We start from the raw sequence: 17,704 nt of genomic DNA, 5'->3' as shown, positions 1-17,704 counted from the left end.
AACATGACAAGCGAAGACAAGATTAGCCTGGATAATTTAGGTGGCAAAAAATATCAAGCAGTCATAGCCACCTTAAAACAAGCCGCACAGCAAGGCCACCCTGAAGCACAATATCGTCTGGCTTTACTCTATTCCAGAAAAAACGAGCAGTTACCACTGGATTATGCGCAGGCTGCAAAATGGTTTCAAAAAGCCGCCAAGCAGCAGCACGCTGAAGCACAGTCGCGTATGGGCTGGCTATGCGCAAATGGTCTGGGCCTTAAGCAAAACGATGAACAGGCTGGGAAATGGTATCTCAAAGCTGCAAAGCAGGGGCTGGCAAAAGATCAATATCTCGCTGGCAGCATGTATCAACGCGGTTTATACGGTGTTAGCAAAAACCTGGAAAAAATGCTGTACTGGTATCAGTTATCCGCCAATCAGCATTTTGCCCCCGCCCAGTTTATATTAGGCAAATTGCTGGCAGAAGGTACTGAAATCCCCCAAGACCAAGCACTGGCTTTTCAATGGTTATCACTGGCTGCCGCACATGGCAGCGAAAATGGGGAAGCACTACTTGCTCAACTGATGCAGCAGGCTGGAGCAGAACAAATCAGCCGCTGGAAGCAGGCAATGATGCGTTAAAAATTGTTTATAATCATCCAAAAATTCTTTTTTTTCATATTGGTATTACTGCTTTGCCTGGAAGCTGGCTCAGTAATGGCGATAACACCAACTTCAGCTCATTTTAGCAAAGAAGAATTAGCTTGGCTTAAAGCACACCCCCATATTCATTTTGCCCCAGCACCTAATTATCCTCCGGTAGAGTTTTTTGATAAAAATAATATCTACCGTGGCATCACCGCCGATTTCATCAAATATATTGATGAAAAGATAGGTATTCACTTTGAGATTATTCAGCTACAAAATTGGGCGGAAGTTATTGCTCAGGCTAAACTGCGGAAGGTGGATATGTGGGGGGCAGCCGCTAAAACCAAAGCACGCGAGCAATATATGCGCTTCACCAAGCCCTATATTCACCTCCCTGCCGTCATTATTGTACGCAAAGAAATTACAGACTTATTAAACATGCCCGATCTTAAAGGCAAGCGGGTTGTCGTTATTCAAAATTATGCCACACAGGCCTATATTCAGGAAAATTACCCTTTTCTCAAGCTGATTCCCGTGCCTGATATTGAAACCGGTTTGCGTATGGTTTCTTTTGGCTCTGCGGATGCCATAGTGGTGACTAATGCATCAGCCATTTATTATATTGAAAAAAATGGCTTAACCAACTTACGAGTCGCTGGAGAATCGGGCTTTGAATGGCAATTGCGTTTTGCAGTACGCTCTGACTGGCCTGAATTGGCGGCTATTCTTCAGAAGTCTTTGGATGCTATCCCTGAGCATAAAAAGCAGGAAATTTTTCGGCGCTGGATCAGCCTTAAGGCACCAGAATGGAAATTAAGCAAAGAGCAGATCATCGTGCTGCTGCTGGTTTTAACCACTACGCTAATCATCGCAATCCTGACCTGGAATCTGGTGCTGCACAGAAAAATAGACACGCGCACCAAGCAGTTGCACGCAGCAATGAAAACCCAATCCTTGATTCTGCAAAATGCACAAATTGGTATTGCACATTTCGTTCACCGTAAAGTGCACTGGGTCAATCCGATGCTGGCTTATCAATGTGGTATGCCAGAGGCAACACTCCTTGGAAAAAGTACCCGGATCTTTTTTTTGAATAATGAAGATTATGAGTGCGTGGGAGAGGCCTACTTAACATTACTGACAAAAGGTGAGCGTTATGAGACCGATATTCTCCTGCGTAGAGGCACAAATGGCAGCTACTGGTGCCGGATGATTGGTCAGGCCATCGATCCCGAACATGTCCATGAAGGCAGTATCTGGATTATTCAGGATATCAGTGTTCAAAAAAAACTTGAACACTCGCTGACAGCACTGGCGACTACCGATCCCTTAACCGGCACCTATAATCGTCGCCATTTCAGTGAACTGGCCAAGCATGAGATTAAACGCAGCGCTCGTAGCAACAGCATTTTTTCCCTGCTCATGCTTGATATTGATCACTTCAAGCACTTAAATGATAATTATGGACATGCGACCGGCGATGAGGCACTGAAGTATTTTGTAAAGACTGTCCGCTCAACATTGCGTGAGCCTGATATCCTCGGTCGCATCGGTGGTGAGGAGTTTGCTGTTTTGCTGCCTGATACCGCCAGCATATCTGCACAACATGCCGCAGAGCGGATTCGGCAAGCGGTTGCTTCCAGTAGCTTTGAAGCCAATGGAGAAAAAATTTACTTCACCGTCAGTATCGGACTCACACAAGCAAAAAATAACAAAGCTGGACTGGATGCACTGCTTGAACGTGCTGATAAAGCGTTATATCGCGCTAAAAGGCGGGGACGTAATCGTGTGGAAATGGATGTCAATTAGGAACAAAACTTCAGTAGGCTGAATACTTTGTATCATGTACTAATTTACTCTTTTCTTCATTATCATCATCCGGAAATTCTAATAAATCTTCTTCTTCAAGCTCCCAGCTATATTTCTTTTCTGCCTTTTTAGGATCCATATCACGAAATAAAAAGGCACAGATTGTACCTGCCACCGCACCAAAAAAGTGTGACTCAAAAGAAATATGCGCCTGGGTAGGGAATATGCTCACAAGCATACCGCCATAAAGAAAAAAGATAATGAGCGCGAGCGCGGCAGATGGCTTATCATTGCGCAAAATCCCTGCAATAAAAATAAAGAACATCATACCGTGTGCGACACCACTTGCACCAATATGATATGACTCACGCGCAAACAGCCATACACCAACGCCTGAGCCAAGATAAATAATGGGAATAACGTATTTGACCGCCTTTGGATAGTTATAAATCAGCGCACTACCCATGATAAACAATGGTAGCGTATTGGCAAACAGATGCTCAAATGAGCCATGAATCAACGGGGCCGTTATCACACCTGTCAGCTTATCCATATCTCGTGGATAAATGCCATATACAGCCAGATCAAGGCCAAGAATTATTTCACTGATTTTAATCAGCCATAATACGAGAATGACACCGAGCACTATCATTACACACTGTTTCATACTGGGCTCTCACTTAAAGTAGGTATGCAGAATGCTGATCTTGTCTTGCACGTTTCTCTTACTGATTTAGATAAGGTATAATGCCATCTAGTCAGATTATATCCTCATTGGATTTAACAAATCCCTAACTCTAAGTATCGCTATGAATCATACCTTATCAATTGAACAACTTTTAAAAACTGTTCCAATCGCACAAATTCGCCAAATTCAAGAAAATACAGTTTATACCATACTTGAAAAATTTAATTTGTGTGGAAGTATAAAAGTAAAGCCGGTTTATTGGATGCTAAAGAAGGCGCTCGAAAGAGGGGATTTATCTAACGGAAAAAAGATACTTGAAGCATCAAGCGGCAACACAGCCATTGCTCTTTCTTACATGGGTAAAATTTTTGGGTTTCCCGTTAGCCTTATTGTTCCAGTAGAAACAGGAAGTTGTAAAAAGAAGCTGATGCGATCATATGGCGCTGATCTCATTGAAGTTGATGGCGTTACAGATGACTGTATTGATCTGCGAGATAATATGGTAAAAAAGGATCCTGATAAGTATTTTGTTCCCGATCAGTTTAATAATGAGGATAATATGGATGCTCATTATAATCTGACTGCCCCCTATATTATTGAGCAAATTGGAGAAATAGACTTTTTTATTGCAGGGCTTGGTACGACAGGAACGCTCCTTGGCACTGGGAAATATCTAAAAGAACGCTATCCTTCTATAAAAATTATTGCAGTCAATCCGCTTGATAGAGTGGAAGGCATTAAAAACTATAACACGGTACGCAATGTTGGTAAGTTTTATCAAGATTATAAACACTTAATTGATGAAGTGATTAATGTTACATTTAATGATGATGTCACTAATGGGGTTAATGATTATCTCTCTGAAGGGTATTTTAACGGAATATCATCAGGCGCGATTCTTTCAGCAACTAAAAAATATTTAGAAGGTAAAAGTGGACTAAAAGGCGTGATAGTTGCTCCTGATGGTGGAGATTATTACTTTTCTGAGATTTTTCCTATCATAGATACAGGAAAAATAAGAGGGTGCGAGTAATATAATAGCGCATCATTTCTGTAGAAATGATGCAGCAATAATTTCTGTGGATTCTGAATCCTTTAGAAGTATTTAACTATCTACTTACTGGATTAGTAATCCTTGAGCTTAAAGTCATTAAACCTCTTTTCAAGCAGGTTTAATCTTTCTTAATTCAATCTGAATTCAGCTTATGCTTGATATATTGCGCCAGCTCACTGACGCTGGGATGATCGAAAAGATCGGCAATATCAAGTTGATCGGGATAACGCTCATCCAGTTGTTCAAAAATCTGTGCCAGCGTTAATGAACTGCTGCCGATATCAAATAGATTGTCAGTTGCAGAAAAACTTTTATCACTCATTACAGCAGCACAAATTTCCAGTATTTCCTGTTCCAGATGATTACCCTGTTGAATCGTTTGGATCGTTTGCTTTTTTGTGTCGTGTAAAGTGCTTATTATCGTATCAAATTCGCCATTTAAGTATTGTTTAGTCAACTGATAACGCTGCACTTTACCACTGGTGGTTTTTGGCAGTTTACGCACGGGCAGTATATGGGCTACTTCCAGCCCGGTTTGTGAGCCAATCACTTGAGCAATGGGTTGAATCAAAGACCAGAAATCTTCATTACTGCCTTTAAATGCCACAAAAAGAATTAAAACATCCGTGGCAGCTTCTTTGCTGAATATACCGCAGGCGGCAATTTTTCCCAGTTCTATGCCGTCACAGGCTTCTGCCAGGTTTTCAATGTCTTGCGGGTAATAATTCTGACCATTGATAATAATCAGATCTTTTTCGCGACCCGTGACATATAAATCCCCCTCATGTATAAAACCCAAATCCCCGGTATCCAACCAGCCGTCTTGGTTGATGCAGGACTGGCTTGCCTCTGGGTTGCGGTAATATCCCTGAGTGACATTAGGGCCACGAATTTCAATATGACCAATCGTTGCGGCAGGCGAGGCTTGATGATTTTCATCAGCAATCCGTAGTTCACAATATTGGATATTTTTACCCACATTAACAAACTGGGTTGTATTGTTTTCTTGAGCCGCTTTGATTTGAATAGCGTACCCTAAATTCAAAGCATTTCGCTCCAATGACAGGCTTTTTAAGGGTTTTCCAGGTTGGGAAAAGCTCACCGCCAAGCTGGCTTCAGCTAAACCATAAACGGGAAACATGCTGTTGGCAGACAGCCCGTGTTGGCTGAATGCCTGCATAAATGCTTTGCATAATTCTACTGAAATAGGCTCCGCGCCATTAAAAATCAGCCGTACACTGGAAAGATCAAGCGCCTGGCTTTGCTCTGGTTTGTAACGTTGCAGCGTGTGTTTGTAGCCAAAATTAGGTGAGGATAACAAGGTGCCGCCGTGCTCACTGGCTTTGAGCAGCCATAACATGGGCCGCCGCACAAAGAGTTCAGTCGGTATCAAATATTGCTGGCAACTGCAAACTAACGGCGTTAAGTGAAAACCGATAATCCCCATGTCATGGGTCAGTGGCATCCAGCTCATCATGTGGTCTTCAGGTTTGATAGCCGCAGTATTAATAATGGCGTGAATATTATGCAGCAGGTTGGCGTGGGTTAATGTCACACCTTTAGGTTGTCCGGTAGAGCCTGAGGAATATTGAATAAAAGCAATATCATCGGTTTGTACTGAGTGCGGCGTGCCAGGGCTGAGTTCGTGGAGTTCTTCAATTAAGAAGCAATGATTTTTAATATGTTCCCATTGTTGCGCTAACCCCTGATTTTGTGCAAATACCGCCAAACGTTCAAAAATTTTCCGGGAAGTGTATAAAAAAGGTTGTTCCAATTGCTCAAAAATATGAAACACTTTGCGGCGATGTTCATCGCTGTTACCTGTTGCCACTGAAACTAAAGGAATACCGCCCAATAAGCCCGCCCAGAAAGCATCAATAAAGGGCTCATTATCTTGAAGCAGGATGATTAGCTCGTTACCGGGTTTAATGCCTTTTGCTTGCAAAGTACCCAGAATACCGAGTGCGCGTTGTTTTAAGTCGTGATAGCTCAGGTAGCTTTCCTGTTGCTGACTTTGGATGTAACGAATGCCGTAGGGGGTGTTAGCGGCACTGGTTAAGGCTTCGGGCAGGGTGGCGTACAGGTGAGACATAGTTAAATTCGATATTTATCTTGGGAATACGGGCTTTACAAGCTGGCGCTTGGATGGCAGACGTTCCCAGGCTGACGCTTGGGAACGAGGAAATATCTGCCCATTGCTTAATCGAGGAAGCTGCGGGATTGCTCAGAGCGACTGGGATGGCGTAATTTGCGCAACGCTTTCGCTTCTATCTGACGAATCCGCTCGCGGGTCACATCAAATTGTTTGCCAACTTCTTCCAGCGTGTGATCGGTGCTCATGTCAATCCCAAAACGCATACGCAATACCTTGGCTTCACGTTCGGTTAAGCCATGCAACATTTCCTGGGTGGCGCGCCGCAGACCCTCAAAAGTCGCCGCCTCCACAGGGGATTGAATGGTAATGTCTTCAATGAAATCACCCAAGTGGGAGTCTTCATCATCACCAATGGGGGTTTCCATGGAAATGGGTTCTTTGGCAATTTTTAACACCTTGCGTACTTTTTCTTCCGGCATTTCCATTTTTTCAGCCAGTTCTTCAGGGGTGGCTTCGCGGCCTTTCTCCTGAAGTATCTGTCTGGATACGCGATTGAGTTTATTAATGGTTTCAATCATGTGTACCGGAATACGGATGGTACGCGCCTGGTCGGCAATTGAGCGAGTGATTGCCTGACGTATCCACCAGGTGGCATAGGTGGAAAATTTATAACCCCGGCGGTATTCAAATTTATCCACCGCTTTCATTAAGCCAATATTACCTTCCTGAATCAGATCCAGAAATTGTAAGCCACGATTGGTGTATTTTTTGGCAATGGAAATCACCAGGCGTAAATTAGCCTCAATCATTTCCTTTTTCGCGCGCCGGGCTTTGGCTTCGCCAATGGTCATGCGGCGATTGATTTCTTTGATTTCTTCCAGCCCCAGACGGCAGCCATTTTCCAGTTCAATCAGACGCGCCTGAGCAGCTAACAGTTGCTTTTCATATTTTTTCAGCGATTCCACATAGGGTTTGTCGCTGCTCAGCAATGTAGGCACCCATTCAGGATTGGTACTGTTATTTTTAAACGAGTCCAGAAATTCGCGTTTACCCATGCGACCATAACGCACGCAGTAATCGCGGATGCGGGTTTCCTGAGCGCGCACTTCATTAACAGCCATGCGCAGCTTGGCAGTCAGGGTTTCAACGACCTTAGGTACCAGCTTAAATTCCAGGAAACAATCAGCGGCTTGTTGACGTAAGTTCTGATAAGCTTCTGATTTTGTGCCATGTTCTTCTTTGGCATCCATGGCTTTTTTTTGCGCTTCACGTAAATTGCCAAAGCGCAGCTCGATTTCTTTCAGATCCAGGCCTTCATTTTCCTGCTCGTCGTCTTTTAAGTCTGTATTGGCTGTTTCATCAGTATTGCCTGTACTTTCCTCTTCTTTTACCACAGCCACCTTGGGTACAGGAATTTCGTCACTGTCTTCTTCATCTTCCGGAGAAACAAAGCCATTAATCAAATCGGTTAATTTCAGCTCTGATGTCAAAGTTCTGTCGTAGAGATCAAGAAATACGCTGATAATATCCGGGTGGGTTGCCAACGCAGATAAGGCCTGTTTTAAGCCTTCCTCAATACGCTTGGCAATTTTGATTTCACCTTTACGGGTGAGTAAATCAACCGTGCCCATTTCCCGCATATACATGCGCACCGGATCGGTGGTTCGGCCAAACTCACTATCAACGTTAGCCAATGCTGCCGCAGCTTCTTCTGCTGCTTCTTCATCCGTGGCAACCGTATCAGCCATTAATAAGGTGTCGGCATCGGGCGCTGTTTCATGTACAGCAATCCCCATTGCATTGATCATGTTAATAATGTTTTCAACCTGATCAGAGTCGACTATATCTTCTGGAAGGTGGTCATTAACCTCGTGGTAGGTCAGGTATCCCTGCTCTTTCCCTTTTGTAATCAAAAGCTTAATTTGTGATTTCTGTTGTTCTTGATTCATTTTCCCTCAAACACCTATGAAAAATAAACAGTTTTTCTATTTTACTGTGTATGTAGCCGCCTATTAGTGTAGACCATGATTTTTGCCCGTGCTGAAAAATCATGAAAAATTTGCGACATTATTTGATAATTTGTTATCGAAGCTCGCTTAATAAACGATTAAGGCTTTGTTTTTCATGCTGCGACAGTTTTTGTAACTGGGATTTTTGTAATAAAGTTTCCAGTTGTCGCTCTTTCGTTTGTTGAATCAGACGGGAAATTGCACCCTGTAATTCTGCCTGCATACCCGTTTGTGGGATACCTATATCCCAGTTCGCCAGCTTTTGAATACTTTTTTCATGTTCAGAATAACGCCAGTGCTCCACCAGCGTGCCCGTGCGTATATTGGGGTTGTTATTGATAAAATCAATAAGTTCCACCAATAAAGGTAAACCCGGTTGTTCAATTTGACGCAGAATTTCGATAGATTCCAGAGATGTGGCAAATTCTGGGGATTGTAGTAATAAGGCAATGGCGACACGTATTGGCGATGGTCGGGTTGTTTTATGGGGTTTGTTTGCTGAAGCTGTTTTTTGAACGGGAGCTGTGCGCTGATATTGCGCTGTCTGCCGCGTTCCGGTAATTTCACCTAAATGTTGTAATAATAAATCCTGATAAGCACCTTCTGGCATTTTATGGATTAAAGGTTTGGCTAACTCCAGTAAACGTGCCTTGCCATCCAGAGTGCTGATATCCAGTTGTTGTTGCAAATGTGAGAATAAATATTGAGATAAGGGCAATGCTTGTTCAATTTGTTGGTAAAACCCTTGTTTGCCTTGCTGACGTACCAGTGAATCGGGATCTTCGCCATTGGGTAAAAACATAAAATTTGCCTGTCGCCCCTGACTGAGCAATGGCAACAGGATCTCCAAGGCTTTCCAGGCGGCCTTACGTCCGGCTTCATCACCGTCAAAACAAAATACCAACTGTTCTGTGAGCCGGTATAAACGCTGCAAATGTTCTGTGCTGGTTGCCGTGCCTAAGGTTGCAACAGCATTGTGTATATCATGTTGCGCCAGGGCCACCACATCCATATAACCTTCAACCAGAATAATTTGTTCCGGTTTATTGCGCTGTTTGCGGATATGATGCAGGCCGTAAAGCTCTTTACCTTTGTGAAAAACCGGGGTTTCTGGAGAATTGAGATATTTAGGTTTACTATCATCTAATACCCGCCCACCAAAAGCAATGACCCGTCCACGTTGGTCATGAATGGGAAAAATGATGCGGTTGCGAAAACGATCATAATAATGTTGCTGCTCATTTTGCACGATTAAACCGGCATCCAGAAGCTGTTTTTGTTGCTCACTGTTACCTGCAAGCTGTGTCAACAGCTCATTCCAGGCATCTGGCGCATAACCCAGCTCAAAACGGGCTGCGGTCTGCCCACTCAGTTCGCGTTTTTTCAGATAATCAATCGCTTCACCTGCTTGTGGATGCTGGCGCAGTTGGGTTTGGTAAAAACGATTAGCCTGCTCTAATAATTGATATAAAGGTTTCAGGTCTTCAGTTTTTTGTGAAGCGCTGGCTTGCGTGTGCGTACCTTTTTCATAAGGCACGCTCAAGCCTTGTGAAGCAGCAAGTTCTTCAATGGCTTCAACAAAATCGCAATGCTCGTATTCCATTAAGAAGCTGACAATATTACCGTTCGCACCGCAGCCAAAACAATGATAAAACTGCTTGTCGGCACTGACGGTAAAAGAAGGCGTTTTTTCCTGATGGAAGGGGCAGCAGGCGTGATAATCCTTGCCAGCCTTTTTCAAGGGGACATAGCTGTCTACAACTGTGATAATATCGCAGCGGTCTATCAAAGACTCAATAAAATTTTTGGGAATATAACCAGACATTCAGATATTTTTTTAAAGGCGTCCAAGCCCCAACTTGGCAGTCTAAAAAATATGCCCAAGTCAAGGTTTGGACTCCTTTAAACTTTTACACAGGCATTAAGCATGAGGTAGAAGCAGTTTTCAGTGCATTTAGCACTGAATCTAGCCTACGCCAAACTCAGGGGGCTTAACTTAATTTTTGTTTAATCAGACCGCTGACTGCGCCCATGTCTGCGCGCCCTTGCAACTGAGGTTTTAATAAGCCCATTACCTTGCCCATATCGCGCATACCGCTGGCACCGGTTTGCGCAATGGCGTCGCCAATAAGCTGCTCGATTTCTGCTGCACTGAGTTGCTGTGGCAGGTAAGTTTTTAAGATGTCAATTTCAAACTGTTCTTGATCTGCCAGTTCCTGGCGTCCCGCTTTTTCATACTGCTCAATGGAATCTTTGCGTTGTTTGACCATTTTATCCAGCACGATGATAATTTGAGTGTCATCCAACTCAATACGTTCATCAACTTCGCGTTGCTTGATTGCGGCCTGTAATAGGCGAATCGTGGATAAGCGGGGTTTATCTTTGGCTTTCATCGCCGTTTTCATATCATCAGTAATTTGTGCTTTCAGCGTTGTCATTATTCTTTCCTGTATTTCGTCTTAAAAGCGATAAGCCATTATAATGAAAACGCCCCATTCGATGTACCCAGTAGTAGGGACGCGAACGGGGCGCAAGTGACCACTAATAAATTTTTATAAAAAATTATTAGTACAGTCGGGTCCGACGGGAACTTTCCCGGGAAACTTTTTTCATGTGGCGTTTGACAGCGGCGGCTGCTTTGCGTTTCCGTACGGCGGTAGGTTTTTCATAAAACTCACGGCGATGAACTTCAGCCAGGATACCGGCTTTTTCACAAGAGCGTTTGAAACGGCGGATAGCAACCTCAAAGGGTTCGTTTTCTTTGACGCGAACGTTTGGCATAAAAAAAGATTTCCTTAATAATAGAATGCGTGATAATACATAGTGCCCTGCATTTTTTCCTGCTTCAGAAAATCAGCTGTTTCTAGAGACTCTGGCAGGGTAGATCGGAACATTATAGCAGAGCTTCATAATTTGCCCAATAGATTTTATTGATAAAATAACTTGTATCCATTCGCCTGTCCATGTAAAGTTTTCAGTTTTTTCTGAAGTCATCTATTACTCTGTCAAAGCAGAGTTATATATAACCTGGACGGTGATTATTCCCATGAATGAAGATTTCTCCCGCATTGAGCGTTTGCCTCCTTATGTATTCAGTATCGTTAAAGACTTAACGATGGCGGCGCGAGCACGGGGGGAGGATATTATCGATTTTGGCATGGGTAATCCCGATCAGCCGACCCCCGCGCATATTGTTGATAAACTGGTTGAAGCTGCGCAGCGTAAAGATACCCATCGTTATTCCATGTCCAAGGGTATTCCGCGTTTGCGCCAGGCCATCAGCAACTGGTATGAAAGACGTTATGATGTATCGATTGACCCCGATAACGAGGCCATTGTTACGATTGGCTCTAAAGAAGGTTTGTCGCATTTGATGATGGCAACCTTAGGCGCAGGTGATATTGTTTTAGTACCTAATCCCGCTTACCCCATTCATCCTTATGGCGTGGTGATTGCCGGTGCTGATGTGCATCATGTGCCCTTGATGCCGGATATGGATTTTTTTGAAGATTTAGAGCGCGCCATGAAAACCACCTGGCCGCGCCCTAAAATGCTGGTGCTGAATTTTCCCGCTAACCCGACAACTCAATGCGTGGATCTGGCCTTTTTTGAGAAAGTCGTTGCCATTGCCAAAGAATATAATGTCTGGATTGTGCATGATTTGGCTTATGCCGATATTGTATTTGATGGTTATGTTGCGCCTTCTATTTTGCAGGTGCCTGGTGCTAAGGATATTGCAGTAGAATCCTTTTCATTGTCAAAAAGCTATAATATGCCTGGCTGGCGCGTTGGGTTTATGGCGGGAAACCCAACTTTGATTAAAGCCCTGGCCAAAATCAAGTCTTATCTGGATTATGGTATGTTTACCCCCATACAAGTGGCAGCGGTTACGGCATTAGAGGATGATCAGTCTTGCGTCAGCCAGATTCGCGACATGTATAAAGAGCGCCGGGATGTTTTATGTGAAGGCTTAAATGCGGCAGGTTGGGATATTACACCGCCACAGGCAACCATGTTTGCCTGGGCAAAAATTCCAGAACAATTTCGTGAAATGGGTTCCCTGGAATTTACCAAAAAATTATTGGCAGAGGCCAAGGTTGCCGTTTCCCCCGGTGTTGGCTTTGGTAATTATGGCGATGAGTATGTGCGTATTTCCCTGATTGAAAACCCACATCGTATCCGGCAGGCGGTGCGTGGCGTAAAAGCTATGTTGCGTAATAGCTAGGAAAGTCTCAGATAATATAAAGCGTAAACAAGATTTACATCGAATTTAAGGAACAGAAAAAACATGCTTAACCCCATTAAGATTGGTTTATTAGGGCTTGGTACCGTTGGCGGCGGCGTGGTCAATGTATTGCAGCGCAATGCCCGGGAAATTTCCCGCCGTGCCGGACGTGATATTCAGGTAACTCATGCCAGTGTGCGTGATTTAAATAAGTCGCGTTTATGTAATACCGAAGATATTGTCTTAACTGAGCAACCGATGTCTCTGGTTAATAATCCTGAAATTGATGTGGTGGTGGAACTGATTGGCGGCACCACCCGCGCGCGTGATCTGGTATTAAAAGCGATTGCTAATGGCAAGCATGTGGTCACTGCAAATAAAGCTTTGATTGCGCTGCATGGCAATGAAATTTTTGATGAGGCACAAAAGCAGGGTGTCATCGTTGCATTTGAAGCCGCTGTTGCGGGCGGCATACCGATTATTAAAACCATTCGCGAGGGTTTAAGCGGTAATGAAATTGAATGGTTAGCGGGTATTATCAATGGTACTACGAATTTTATTCTGACCGAAATGCGGGAAAAAGGCCGTGCCTTTGATGATGTTTTAATAGAAGCTCAGGAACTGGGTTACGCCGAATCCGATCCCACTTTTGATATTGAAGGCGTAGATGCTGCGCATAAACTGACTATTCTGGCTGCCATTGCCTTTGGCGTACCACTGAATTTTGAAGCCACCTATACCGAAGGCATTACCCGGATTGAACCCATTGATGTGGAGTATGCCGAGCAATTTGGCTATCGCATCAAACATCTGGGTTTTGCGCGCCGCACTGCGCAAGGCGTGGAAATGCGCGTGCATCCGGCGCTGGTGCCTGAAGGACGCTTGCTGGCCAATGTGGATGGCGTAATGAATGCCGTACTGGTGTATGGTGATGCGGTAGGCCCAACGCTGCATTATGGTGCAGGCGCAGGCTCGGAGCCAACCGCTTCTGCTGTCGTCGCTGATTTAGTGGACGTAGTGCGCAGCTTAACCGTTGATCCAGAAAATCGGGTACCGCATCTCGCTTTTCAACCCGATACCATTACTAAAAATCAGCGCTTTCTGGGCATTGAAGACATTCAATCGGCTTATTATCTGCGCATGGAAGCCGATGATTTACCCGGTGTCTTAGCCCATGTCGCATCTATTCTCAGTGAAAGCGGCATCAGTATTGAAGCAGTTTCTCAAAAAGAACCCAGAACCGGGGAAACCCAGGTTAATATCGTGCTGCTAACCCATCGTGTACAGGAAAAACTCTTAAATGAAGCGATTGTGAGAATTGAAGCGCTGCCGGATATTCGTGGGGAAATTATGCGTATTCGCTTGGAGTCATTGAGCCAGTAAATTGTTTAGAGACCGGGTTTGTACTGGAAATATTTATGATAAATTCTTTGAAGCTGGAAAATTTTACATTATTTCAAGATAATGAGTTTAATTTTTCTCCCGGTCTAAATGTCTTTGTTGGTGAAAATAGTACAGGCAAAACGCATATCTTAAAAATTGTGTATGCCATTTGGTATGCACATATTTCCAGATATTTAAGTCGCTTTCCAGCATTGGAAAACAGTAATTCAATTACCCAATACCTCAGCAAAATTGAGGGTGTTTTTAAGACAGGGAAGCAAAATTTAGTAGGCAGACATGATATAAAAAATAGTACAAAAATTGCTCTGACTGAACCGAATATAGACTTTGAATTTAATACTAAAAGTTCTCTACAATTTGAAGATGATACACCAAACACCAGTTATCCTAACAAACCTTCTTCCCCAATTTTCCTGCCCGCTAAAGAGATTTTGTCTATTTACCCAAAATTTACATCACTCTATGAAGAGTTTTATCTTGCATTTGATGAAACCTATTATGACTTGTGTAAAACTTTAAATCGCCCCTTACGTAAAAAACTTAATAAAAAAGAGCAGTCACTTATTCAGGATTTAGAGGTACTTATTGATAATGCTAAAGTCATTTTTGAAGGTGACAGATTTTACCTGAAAACACCAGATATGGATAATTTAATGGATATTCATATGGTGGCTGAAGGGCATCGTAAAATTGCTACATTGATTTACCTTATTCAGAATGATTCTTTGAAAGAAGGTGTTTCCTTATTCTGGGATGAGCCTGAAAGCAATTTGAATCCACAACTCATTAAATTTGTTGCCAAGGCAATTTTGGCACTGACTGAAAATGGTATACAAGTATTTATTGCCACTCATAGTTTGTTTTTATTGCGTGAATTAGAGATTTTAACTTCACAATCAGTTCATCATCATGCTGATGCAGTACAATTTTTTGGCTTTCATAAAAACACTGATGTTGGCATGGTTGTTGAGCAAGGCAATAGCCTGGATGATGTTGGTGATATTGCTGCACTGGATGAAGAGTTAATACAATCTGATCGTTTTATGCAAATCATGGTTGCAGGACACTGATATGCCAGACATTATTGAAGATGAGTTATGTTTTACTTTTGATGAAAACTGGCAAGTGACTCAGTATGATCAATGGGCTTTTTATCGTGATAAAAAAATACAGTTTGGCTTATTGAAATCAAAGATTTTCGTAAGCGTAAAGGGTATCCAACACCTGAGGTACCCAGTGATTTACCTAATAAGCTGGCCAAAAAAGTGATTTGTACTTTAGCCGCATTATTGCCTGCAAAGCTTAATGCAGAAAACAATATAGAAAAAACATTTTCAGTGGCTGCATTAAATGCAGCATCTCTGAGCATTGCATTACATTTAGAACTACCTGATGAAACTAAACAAGAACAAAGGCAACTTGCAGGCAGACATTCACAAATTTTACAAGCACTTAGGAAAAAATTGCGCTCTATTGATATAAACCCATCGGTTTTTAACATGAAAAGTGAGGGTATGCCCTGGAGTGTTACACTCACCAGAAATAGCTAAAATTTATTAGCCTAAGAAATTGAATCCACTTATTTTATAGAAGTTATAAGGACTTATTATGCCATTTCGTTCCCGTTACACTGGACTGATTGACCGCTACCGCGACCGCCTGCCAGTACATGATGATACCCGCATTATTTCACTGGGTGAAGGTAATACCCCGCTGATTCGGCTGCATCACATTCCAGACATTATTGGTAAGGATGTTGATATTTATGTTAAATATGAAGGTCTGAACCCCACCGGGTCATTTAAAGATCGCGGTATGACCATGGCAGTGACTAAAGCGGTGGAAGAAGGCAGCAAAGCCATTATTTGTGCCTCAACCGGTAATACCAGCGCAGCAGCAGCAGCTTATGCGGCGCGTGCAGGTATTACTGCATTTGTGCTCATTCCTGAGGGTAAGATCGCGCAAGGTAAATTGGCACAGGCGATGATGCACGGCTCTGTAGTCATCCAGATTCAAGGCAACTTTGATGAAGGTATGGCATTGGTTAAACAGGTTGCCGACCATGCACCTGTCACTATTGTTAACTCGATTAATCCTTATCGTTTGCAGGGTCAGAAAACAGCCGCCTTTGAAATCGTTGAAGAGCTGGGACGAGCACCGGATTATCATTGCCTGCCCGTAGGTAATGCGGGTAATATTACCGCACACTGGATTGGTTATTGTGAATACAGTAGTGCTGGCGGTGAAGTCACCAAAGCCTGCAAATTTTGTGATGGCAATTGTCGTTTTGCGGGTGGCGCAATAGTTGGTAATCGTCCGAAAATGGTGGGATATCAGGCAGCAGGTTCTGCCCCATTCATGCGCGGTAAAATGGTGGATGACCCAGAAACTGTGGCAACTGCAATTCGTATTGGTCATCCACAAAGCTGGGATTATGCCTGGCAGGTACAAAAAGAATCTGGTGGCTGGTTTGATGAATGCAGTGATGAATTGATTCTGGCGGCACAAAAACTCCTGGCAGAAAAAGAAGGCGTATTTTGTGAACCCGCGTCTGCAACCTCATTAGCAGGTGCTATGCGTGATATTAAATCAGGTAAAATTCCTGAAGGCAGTAGCGTGGTCTGCACCCTGACCGGGCATGGCTTAAAAGACCCCGATACTGCAATTGCTCAAAGCACTGCACCGCTGATTAATATCAAACCAACACTGGATGCAGTGAAACATGCGATTCTCGATAACTTAAATTGAATTTGATGAAAGCTTCTTCTCAGCCACTGCATGGCTGAAAATCACTTTCATCTCATGCTGGTTATTAATAATATTGCGTGCTGGATTTAACAGTTTTAAGCTTGAATCTCACAATTTTTTACAGGTTGTTACCATGTCATCACCGAATAAAGACTCTTATGAAACTATGTTGGCCGTTGTGCAGGCCTTTCATGATAAACATGATTTCAAAAACACCGGTGGTGAGGAAATGACTTACCGCATTGCGTTGATGGCGGAAGAATTGGGTGAAATTTCAGAATGTGTCACCAAAGGCAAACCTGTTGCAGAGCTGGCTGAAGAAGTGGCTGATTTAATGATTTTATTAATGGGTACAGCAATTGCGCAGGACTTTGATTTAAAGCAGGCATTCTGGGATAAAATGGATAAATTGCAGGCGCGTGAGAGTCGCATGATTGATGGTCGTATTCGTGTGTCAGAGTTTCGAAATAGTTAAGGATACGGTATATGCAATTAGTAATTCTCGATAGAGATGGTGTGATTAATCAGGATTCTGAGGACTTTATCAAGTCACCAGACGAGTGGCGGGCAATTCCTGGCAGTCTTGAAGCCATTGCACAACTGACACAATCAGGTTATCGCGTTGTAGTAGCCACTAATCAATCGGGATTGGCCAGGGGCTTGTTTACAATTGATACCCTAACCGCAATTCATGACAAGATGTGTCATGCGCTGACTGAGCTTGGCGGTAGTATTGATGCTATTTTCTTTTGCCCGCATGGGCCACGGGATGCCTGTTTATGCCGCAAACCCAAGCCGGGTCTGTTTAAGGATATTGGCAGACGTTTGGGTATTAATTTGACGGGTATTCCCGCCATCGGCGATTCCTTGCGTGATTTGCAGGCAGCGCGCGCAGCGGGTGCGCAACCTATTCTAGTGCGCACCGGAAAGGGCGTGTATACAGAATCCTTATTAGCCGACTATGACTTTGACGATATCCCCGTTTATGACGATTTAAATCAGGCAGTGCTTCATCTGCTGAAAATGGATGAGGTCTATTAAA

At 43.4% G+C, this 17,704-nt stretch carries 16 protein-coding genes; 9 read left to right on the top strand and 7 right to left on the bottom strand.

Annotation, left to right across the window (positions count from 1 at the left end; genetic code table 11):
• Positions 1 to 3: 3 nt before the first annotated feature.
• On the top strand, positions 4 to 624 hold the full coding sequence (locus tag QUF61_RS10360; RefSeq protein WP_289681579.1) for a tetratricopeptide repeat protein: 621 nt from the start codon (positions 4 to 6) through the stop codon (positions 622 to 624).
• A 75-nt stretch (positions 625 to 699) separates the two neighbouring features.
• Positions 700 to 2,439: a diguanylate cyclase gene (locus tag QUF61_RS10355; protein WP_103922216.1), complete on the top strand. Its 1,740-nt coding sequence runs from the start codon at positions 700 to 702 to the stop codon at positions 2,437 to 2,439.
• Between the two features lie 10 nt (positions 2,440 to 2,449).
• Here QUF61_RS10355 and QUF61_RS10350 read toward each other — a convergent pair whose 3' ends face one another.
• Complete coding sequence (locus tag QUF61_RS10350; protein ID WP_289681576.1) at positions 2,450 to 3,106, bottom strand: rhomboid family intramembrane serine protease; 657 nt, start codon at positions 3,104 to 3,106, stop codon at positions 2,450 to 2,452.
• A 142-nt stretch (positions 3,107 to 3,248) separates the two neighbouring features.
• On the opposite strand from QUF61_RS10350, the gene QUF61_RS10345 reads away from it, so the two are divergent.
• The gene (locus tag QUF61_RS10345; protein ID WP_103922214.1) at positions 3,249 to 4,160 is read left to right on the top strand and encodes a PLP-dependent cysteine synthase family protein; all 912 of its coding nucleotides are present in this window, start codon (positions 3,249 to 3,251) and stop codon (positions 4,158 to 4,160) included.
• A gap of 154 nt (positions 4,161 to 4,314) precedes the next feature.
• Here QUF61_RS10345 and QUF61_RS10340 read toward each other — a convergent pair whose 3' ends face one another.
• The 5 genes from QUF61_RS10340 to rpsU all read right to left on the bottom strand — a co-directional run bounded on the left by QUF61_RS10340 (position 4,315) and on the right by rpsU (position 11,066).
• A complete protein-coding gene (locus QUF61_RS10340; RefSeq protein ID WP_289681574.1) occupies positions 4,315 to 6,273 on the bottom strand; it encodes a non-ribosomal peptide synthetase in 1,959 nt (652 codons plus the stop codon).
• A gap of 107 nt (positions 6,274 to 6,380) precedes the next feature.
• The gene (gene rpoD, locus QUF61_RS10335; protein ID WP_289681572.1) at positions 6,381 to 8,225 is read right to left on the bottom strand and encodes an RNA polymerase sigma factor RpoD; all 1,845 of its coding nucleotides are present in this window, start codon (positions 8,223 to 8,225) and stop codon (positions 6,381 to 6,383) included.
• 133 nt (positions 8,226 to 8,358) lie between these two features.
• A complete protein-coding gene (gene dnaG, locus QUF61_RS10330) occupies positions 8,359 to 10,110 on the bottom strand; it encodes a DNA primase (RefSeq protein ID WP_289681570.1) in 1,752 nt (583 codons plus the stop codon).
• 166 nt (positions 10,111 to 10,276) lie between these two features.
• Positions 10,277 to 10,723: a GatB/YqeY domain-containing protein gene (locus tag QUF61_RS10325; protein ID WP_103922210.1), complete on the bottom strand. Its 447-nt coding sequence runs from the start codon at positions 10,721 to 10,723 to the stop codon at positions 10,277 to 10,279.
• A 127-nt stretch (positions 10,724 to 10,850) separates the two neighbouring features.
• On the bottom strand, positions 10,851 to 11,066 hold the full coding sequence (gene rpsU / locus QUF61_RS10320) for a 30S ribosomal protein S21 (RefSeq protein ID WP_103922209.1): 216 nt from the start codon (positions 11,064 to 11,066) through the stop codon (positions 10,851 to 10,853).
• A 265-nt stretch (positions 11,067 to 11,331) separates the two neighbouring features.
• Between rpsU and alaC the strand changes: the two genes are divergently transcribed.
• From alaC to QUF61_RS10305, 3 genes are all read left to right on the top strand, one after another.
• On the top strand, positions 11,332 to 12,510 hold the full coding sequence (alaC, locus tag QUF61_RS10315) for an alanine transaminase (protein ID WP_289681566.1): 1,179 nt from the start codon (positions 11,332 to 11,334) through the stop codon (positions 12,508 to 12,510).
• Positions 12,511 to 12,573: 63 nt separating this feature from the next.
• Positions 12,574 to 13,893 carry a homoserine dehydrogenase gene (locus tag QUF61_RS10310; RefSeq protein ID WP_103922207.1) on the top strand — a complete coding sequence of 440 codons (1,320 nt, stop codon included), beginning with the start codon at positions 12,574 to 12,576 and terminating at the stop codon, positions 13,891 to 13,893.
• A gap of 35 nt (positions 13,894 to 13,928) precedes the next feature.
• Positions 13,929 to 14,984, top strand: a complete 1,056-nt coding sequence (locus QUF61_RS10305; protein ID WP_289681564.1) for an AAA family ATPase — start codon at positions 13,929 to 13,931, stop codon at positions 14,982 to 14,984.
• Between the two features lie 32 nt (positions 14,985 to 15,016).
• On the opposite strand, the gene QUF61_RS10300 is transcribed toward QUF61_RS10305, so the two are convergent.
• Positions 15,017 to 15,415, bottom strand: a complete 399-nt coding sequence (locus QUF61_RS10300; RefSeq protein ID WP_289681562.1) for a hypothetical protein — start codon at positions 15,413 to 15,415, stop codon at positions 15,017 to 15,019.
• A 107-nt stretch (positions 15,416 to 15,522) separates the two neighbouring features.
• Between QUF61_RS10300 and thrC the strand changes: the two genes are divergently transcribed.
• The 3 genes from thrC to gmhB all read left to right on the top strand — a co-directional run bounded on the left by thrC (position 15,523) and on the right by gmhB (position 17,703).
• Positions 15,523 to 16,662 carry a threonine synthase gene (gene thrC, locus QUF61_RS10295; RefSeq protein WP_103922204.1) on the top strand — a complete coding sequence of 380 codons (1,140 nt, stop codon included), beginning with the start codon at positions 15,523 to 15,525 and terminating at the stop codon, positions 16,660 to 16,662.
• Positions 16,663 to 16,795: 133 nt separating this feature from the next.
• Entirely contained in the window at positions 16,796 to 17,137 is a 342-nt protein-coding gene (locus tag QUF61_RS10290; protein WP_289681560.1) for a nucleoside triphosphate pyrophosphohydrolase family protein, read from the top strand.
• A gap of 11 nt (positions 17,138 to 17,148) precedes the next feature.
• Complete coding sequence (gene gmhB, locus QUF61_RS10285) at positions 17,149 to 17,703, top strand: D-glycero-beta-D-manno-heptose 1,7-bisphosphate 7-phosphatase (RefSeq protein ID WP_103922202.1); 555 nt, start codon at positions 17,149 to 17,151, stop codon at positions 17,701 to 17,703.
• The last annotated feature ends 1 nt before the right edge of the window (position 17,704 follow it).

Origin of the sequence: Candidatus Venteria ishoeyi, from assembly GCF_030378065.1 — a bacterium.
Taxonomy (GTDB): domain Bacteria; phylum Pseudomonadota; class Gammaproteobacteria; order Beggiatoales; family Beggiatoaceae; genus Venteria; species Venteria ishoeyi.
Note: the sequence above shows the minus strand (reverse complement) of the source record. Positions and strands in the feature narration are given on the sequence as shown.

Bases quoted from the DNA above. Each gene is read 5' to 3' on its own strand.
- QUF61_RS10340 (WP_289681574.1), bottom strand. From the start codon at position 6,273: ATGTCTCACCTGTACGCCACCCTGCCCGAAGCCTTAACCAGTGCCGCT.
- QUF61_RS10305 (WP_289681564.1), top strand. From the start codon at position 13,929: ATGATAAATTCTTTGAAGCTGGAAAATTTTACATTATTTCAAGATAAT.
- QUF61_RS10325 (WP_103922210.1), bottom strand. From the start codon at position 10,723: ATGACAACGCTGAAAGCACAAATTACTGATGATATGAAAACGGCGATG.
- QUF61_RS10360 (WP_289681579.1), top strand. From the start codon at position 4: ATGACAAGCGAAGACAAGATTAGCCTGGATAATTTAGGTGGCAAAAAA.
- QUF61_RS10345 (WP_103922214.1), top strand. From the start codon at position 3,249: ATGAATCATACCTTATCAATTGAACAACTTTTAAAAACTGTTCCAATC.
- QUF61_RS10300 (WP_289681562.1), bottom strand. From the start codon at position 15,415: ATGTTAAAAACCGATGGGTTTATATCAATAGAGCGCAATTTTTTCCTA.
- QUF61_RS10350 (WP_289681576.1), bottom strand. From the start codon at position 3,106: ATGAAACAGTGTGTAATGATAGTGCTCGGTGTCATTCTCGTATTATGG.
- rpoD (WP_289681572.1), bottom strand. From the start codon at position 8,225: ATGAATCAAGAACAACAGAAATCACAAATTAAGCTTTTGATTACAAAA.
- thrC (WP_103922204.1), top strand. From the start codon at position 15,523: ATGCCATTTCGTTCCCGTTACACTGGACTGATTGACCGCTACCGCGAC.
- QUF61_RS10310 (WP_103922207.1), top strand. From the start codon at position 12,574: ATGCTTAACCCCATTAAGATTGGTTTATTAGGGCTTGGTACCGTTGGC.
- gmhB (WP_103922202.1), top strand. From the start codon at position 17,149: ATGCAATTAGTAATTCTCGATAGAGATGGTGTGATTAATCAGGATTCT.
- QUF61_RS10290 (WP_289681560.1), top strand. From the start codon at position 16,796: ATGTCATCACCGAATAAAGACTCTTATGAAACTATGTTGGCCGTTGTG.
- QUF61_RS10355 (WP_103922216.1), top strand. From the start codon at position 700: ATGGCGATAACACCAACTTCAGCTCATTTTAGCAAAGAAGAATTAGCT.
- dnaG (WP_289681570.1), bottom strand. From the start codon at position 10,110: ATGTCTGGTTATATTCCCAAAAATTTTATTGAGTCTTTGATAGACCGC.
- alaC (WP_289681566.1), top strand. From the start codon at position 11,332: ATGAATGAAGATTTCTCCCGCATTGAGCGTTTGCCTCCTTATGTATTC.
- rpsU (WP_103922209.1), bottom strand. From the start codon at position 11,066: ATGCCAAACGTTCGCGTCAAAGAAAACGAACCCTTTGAGGTTGCTATC.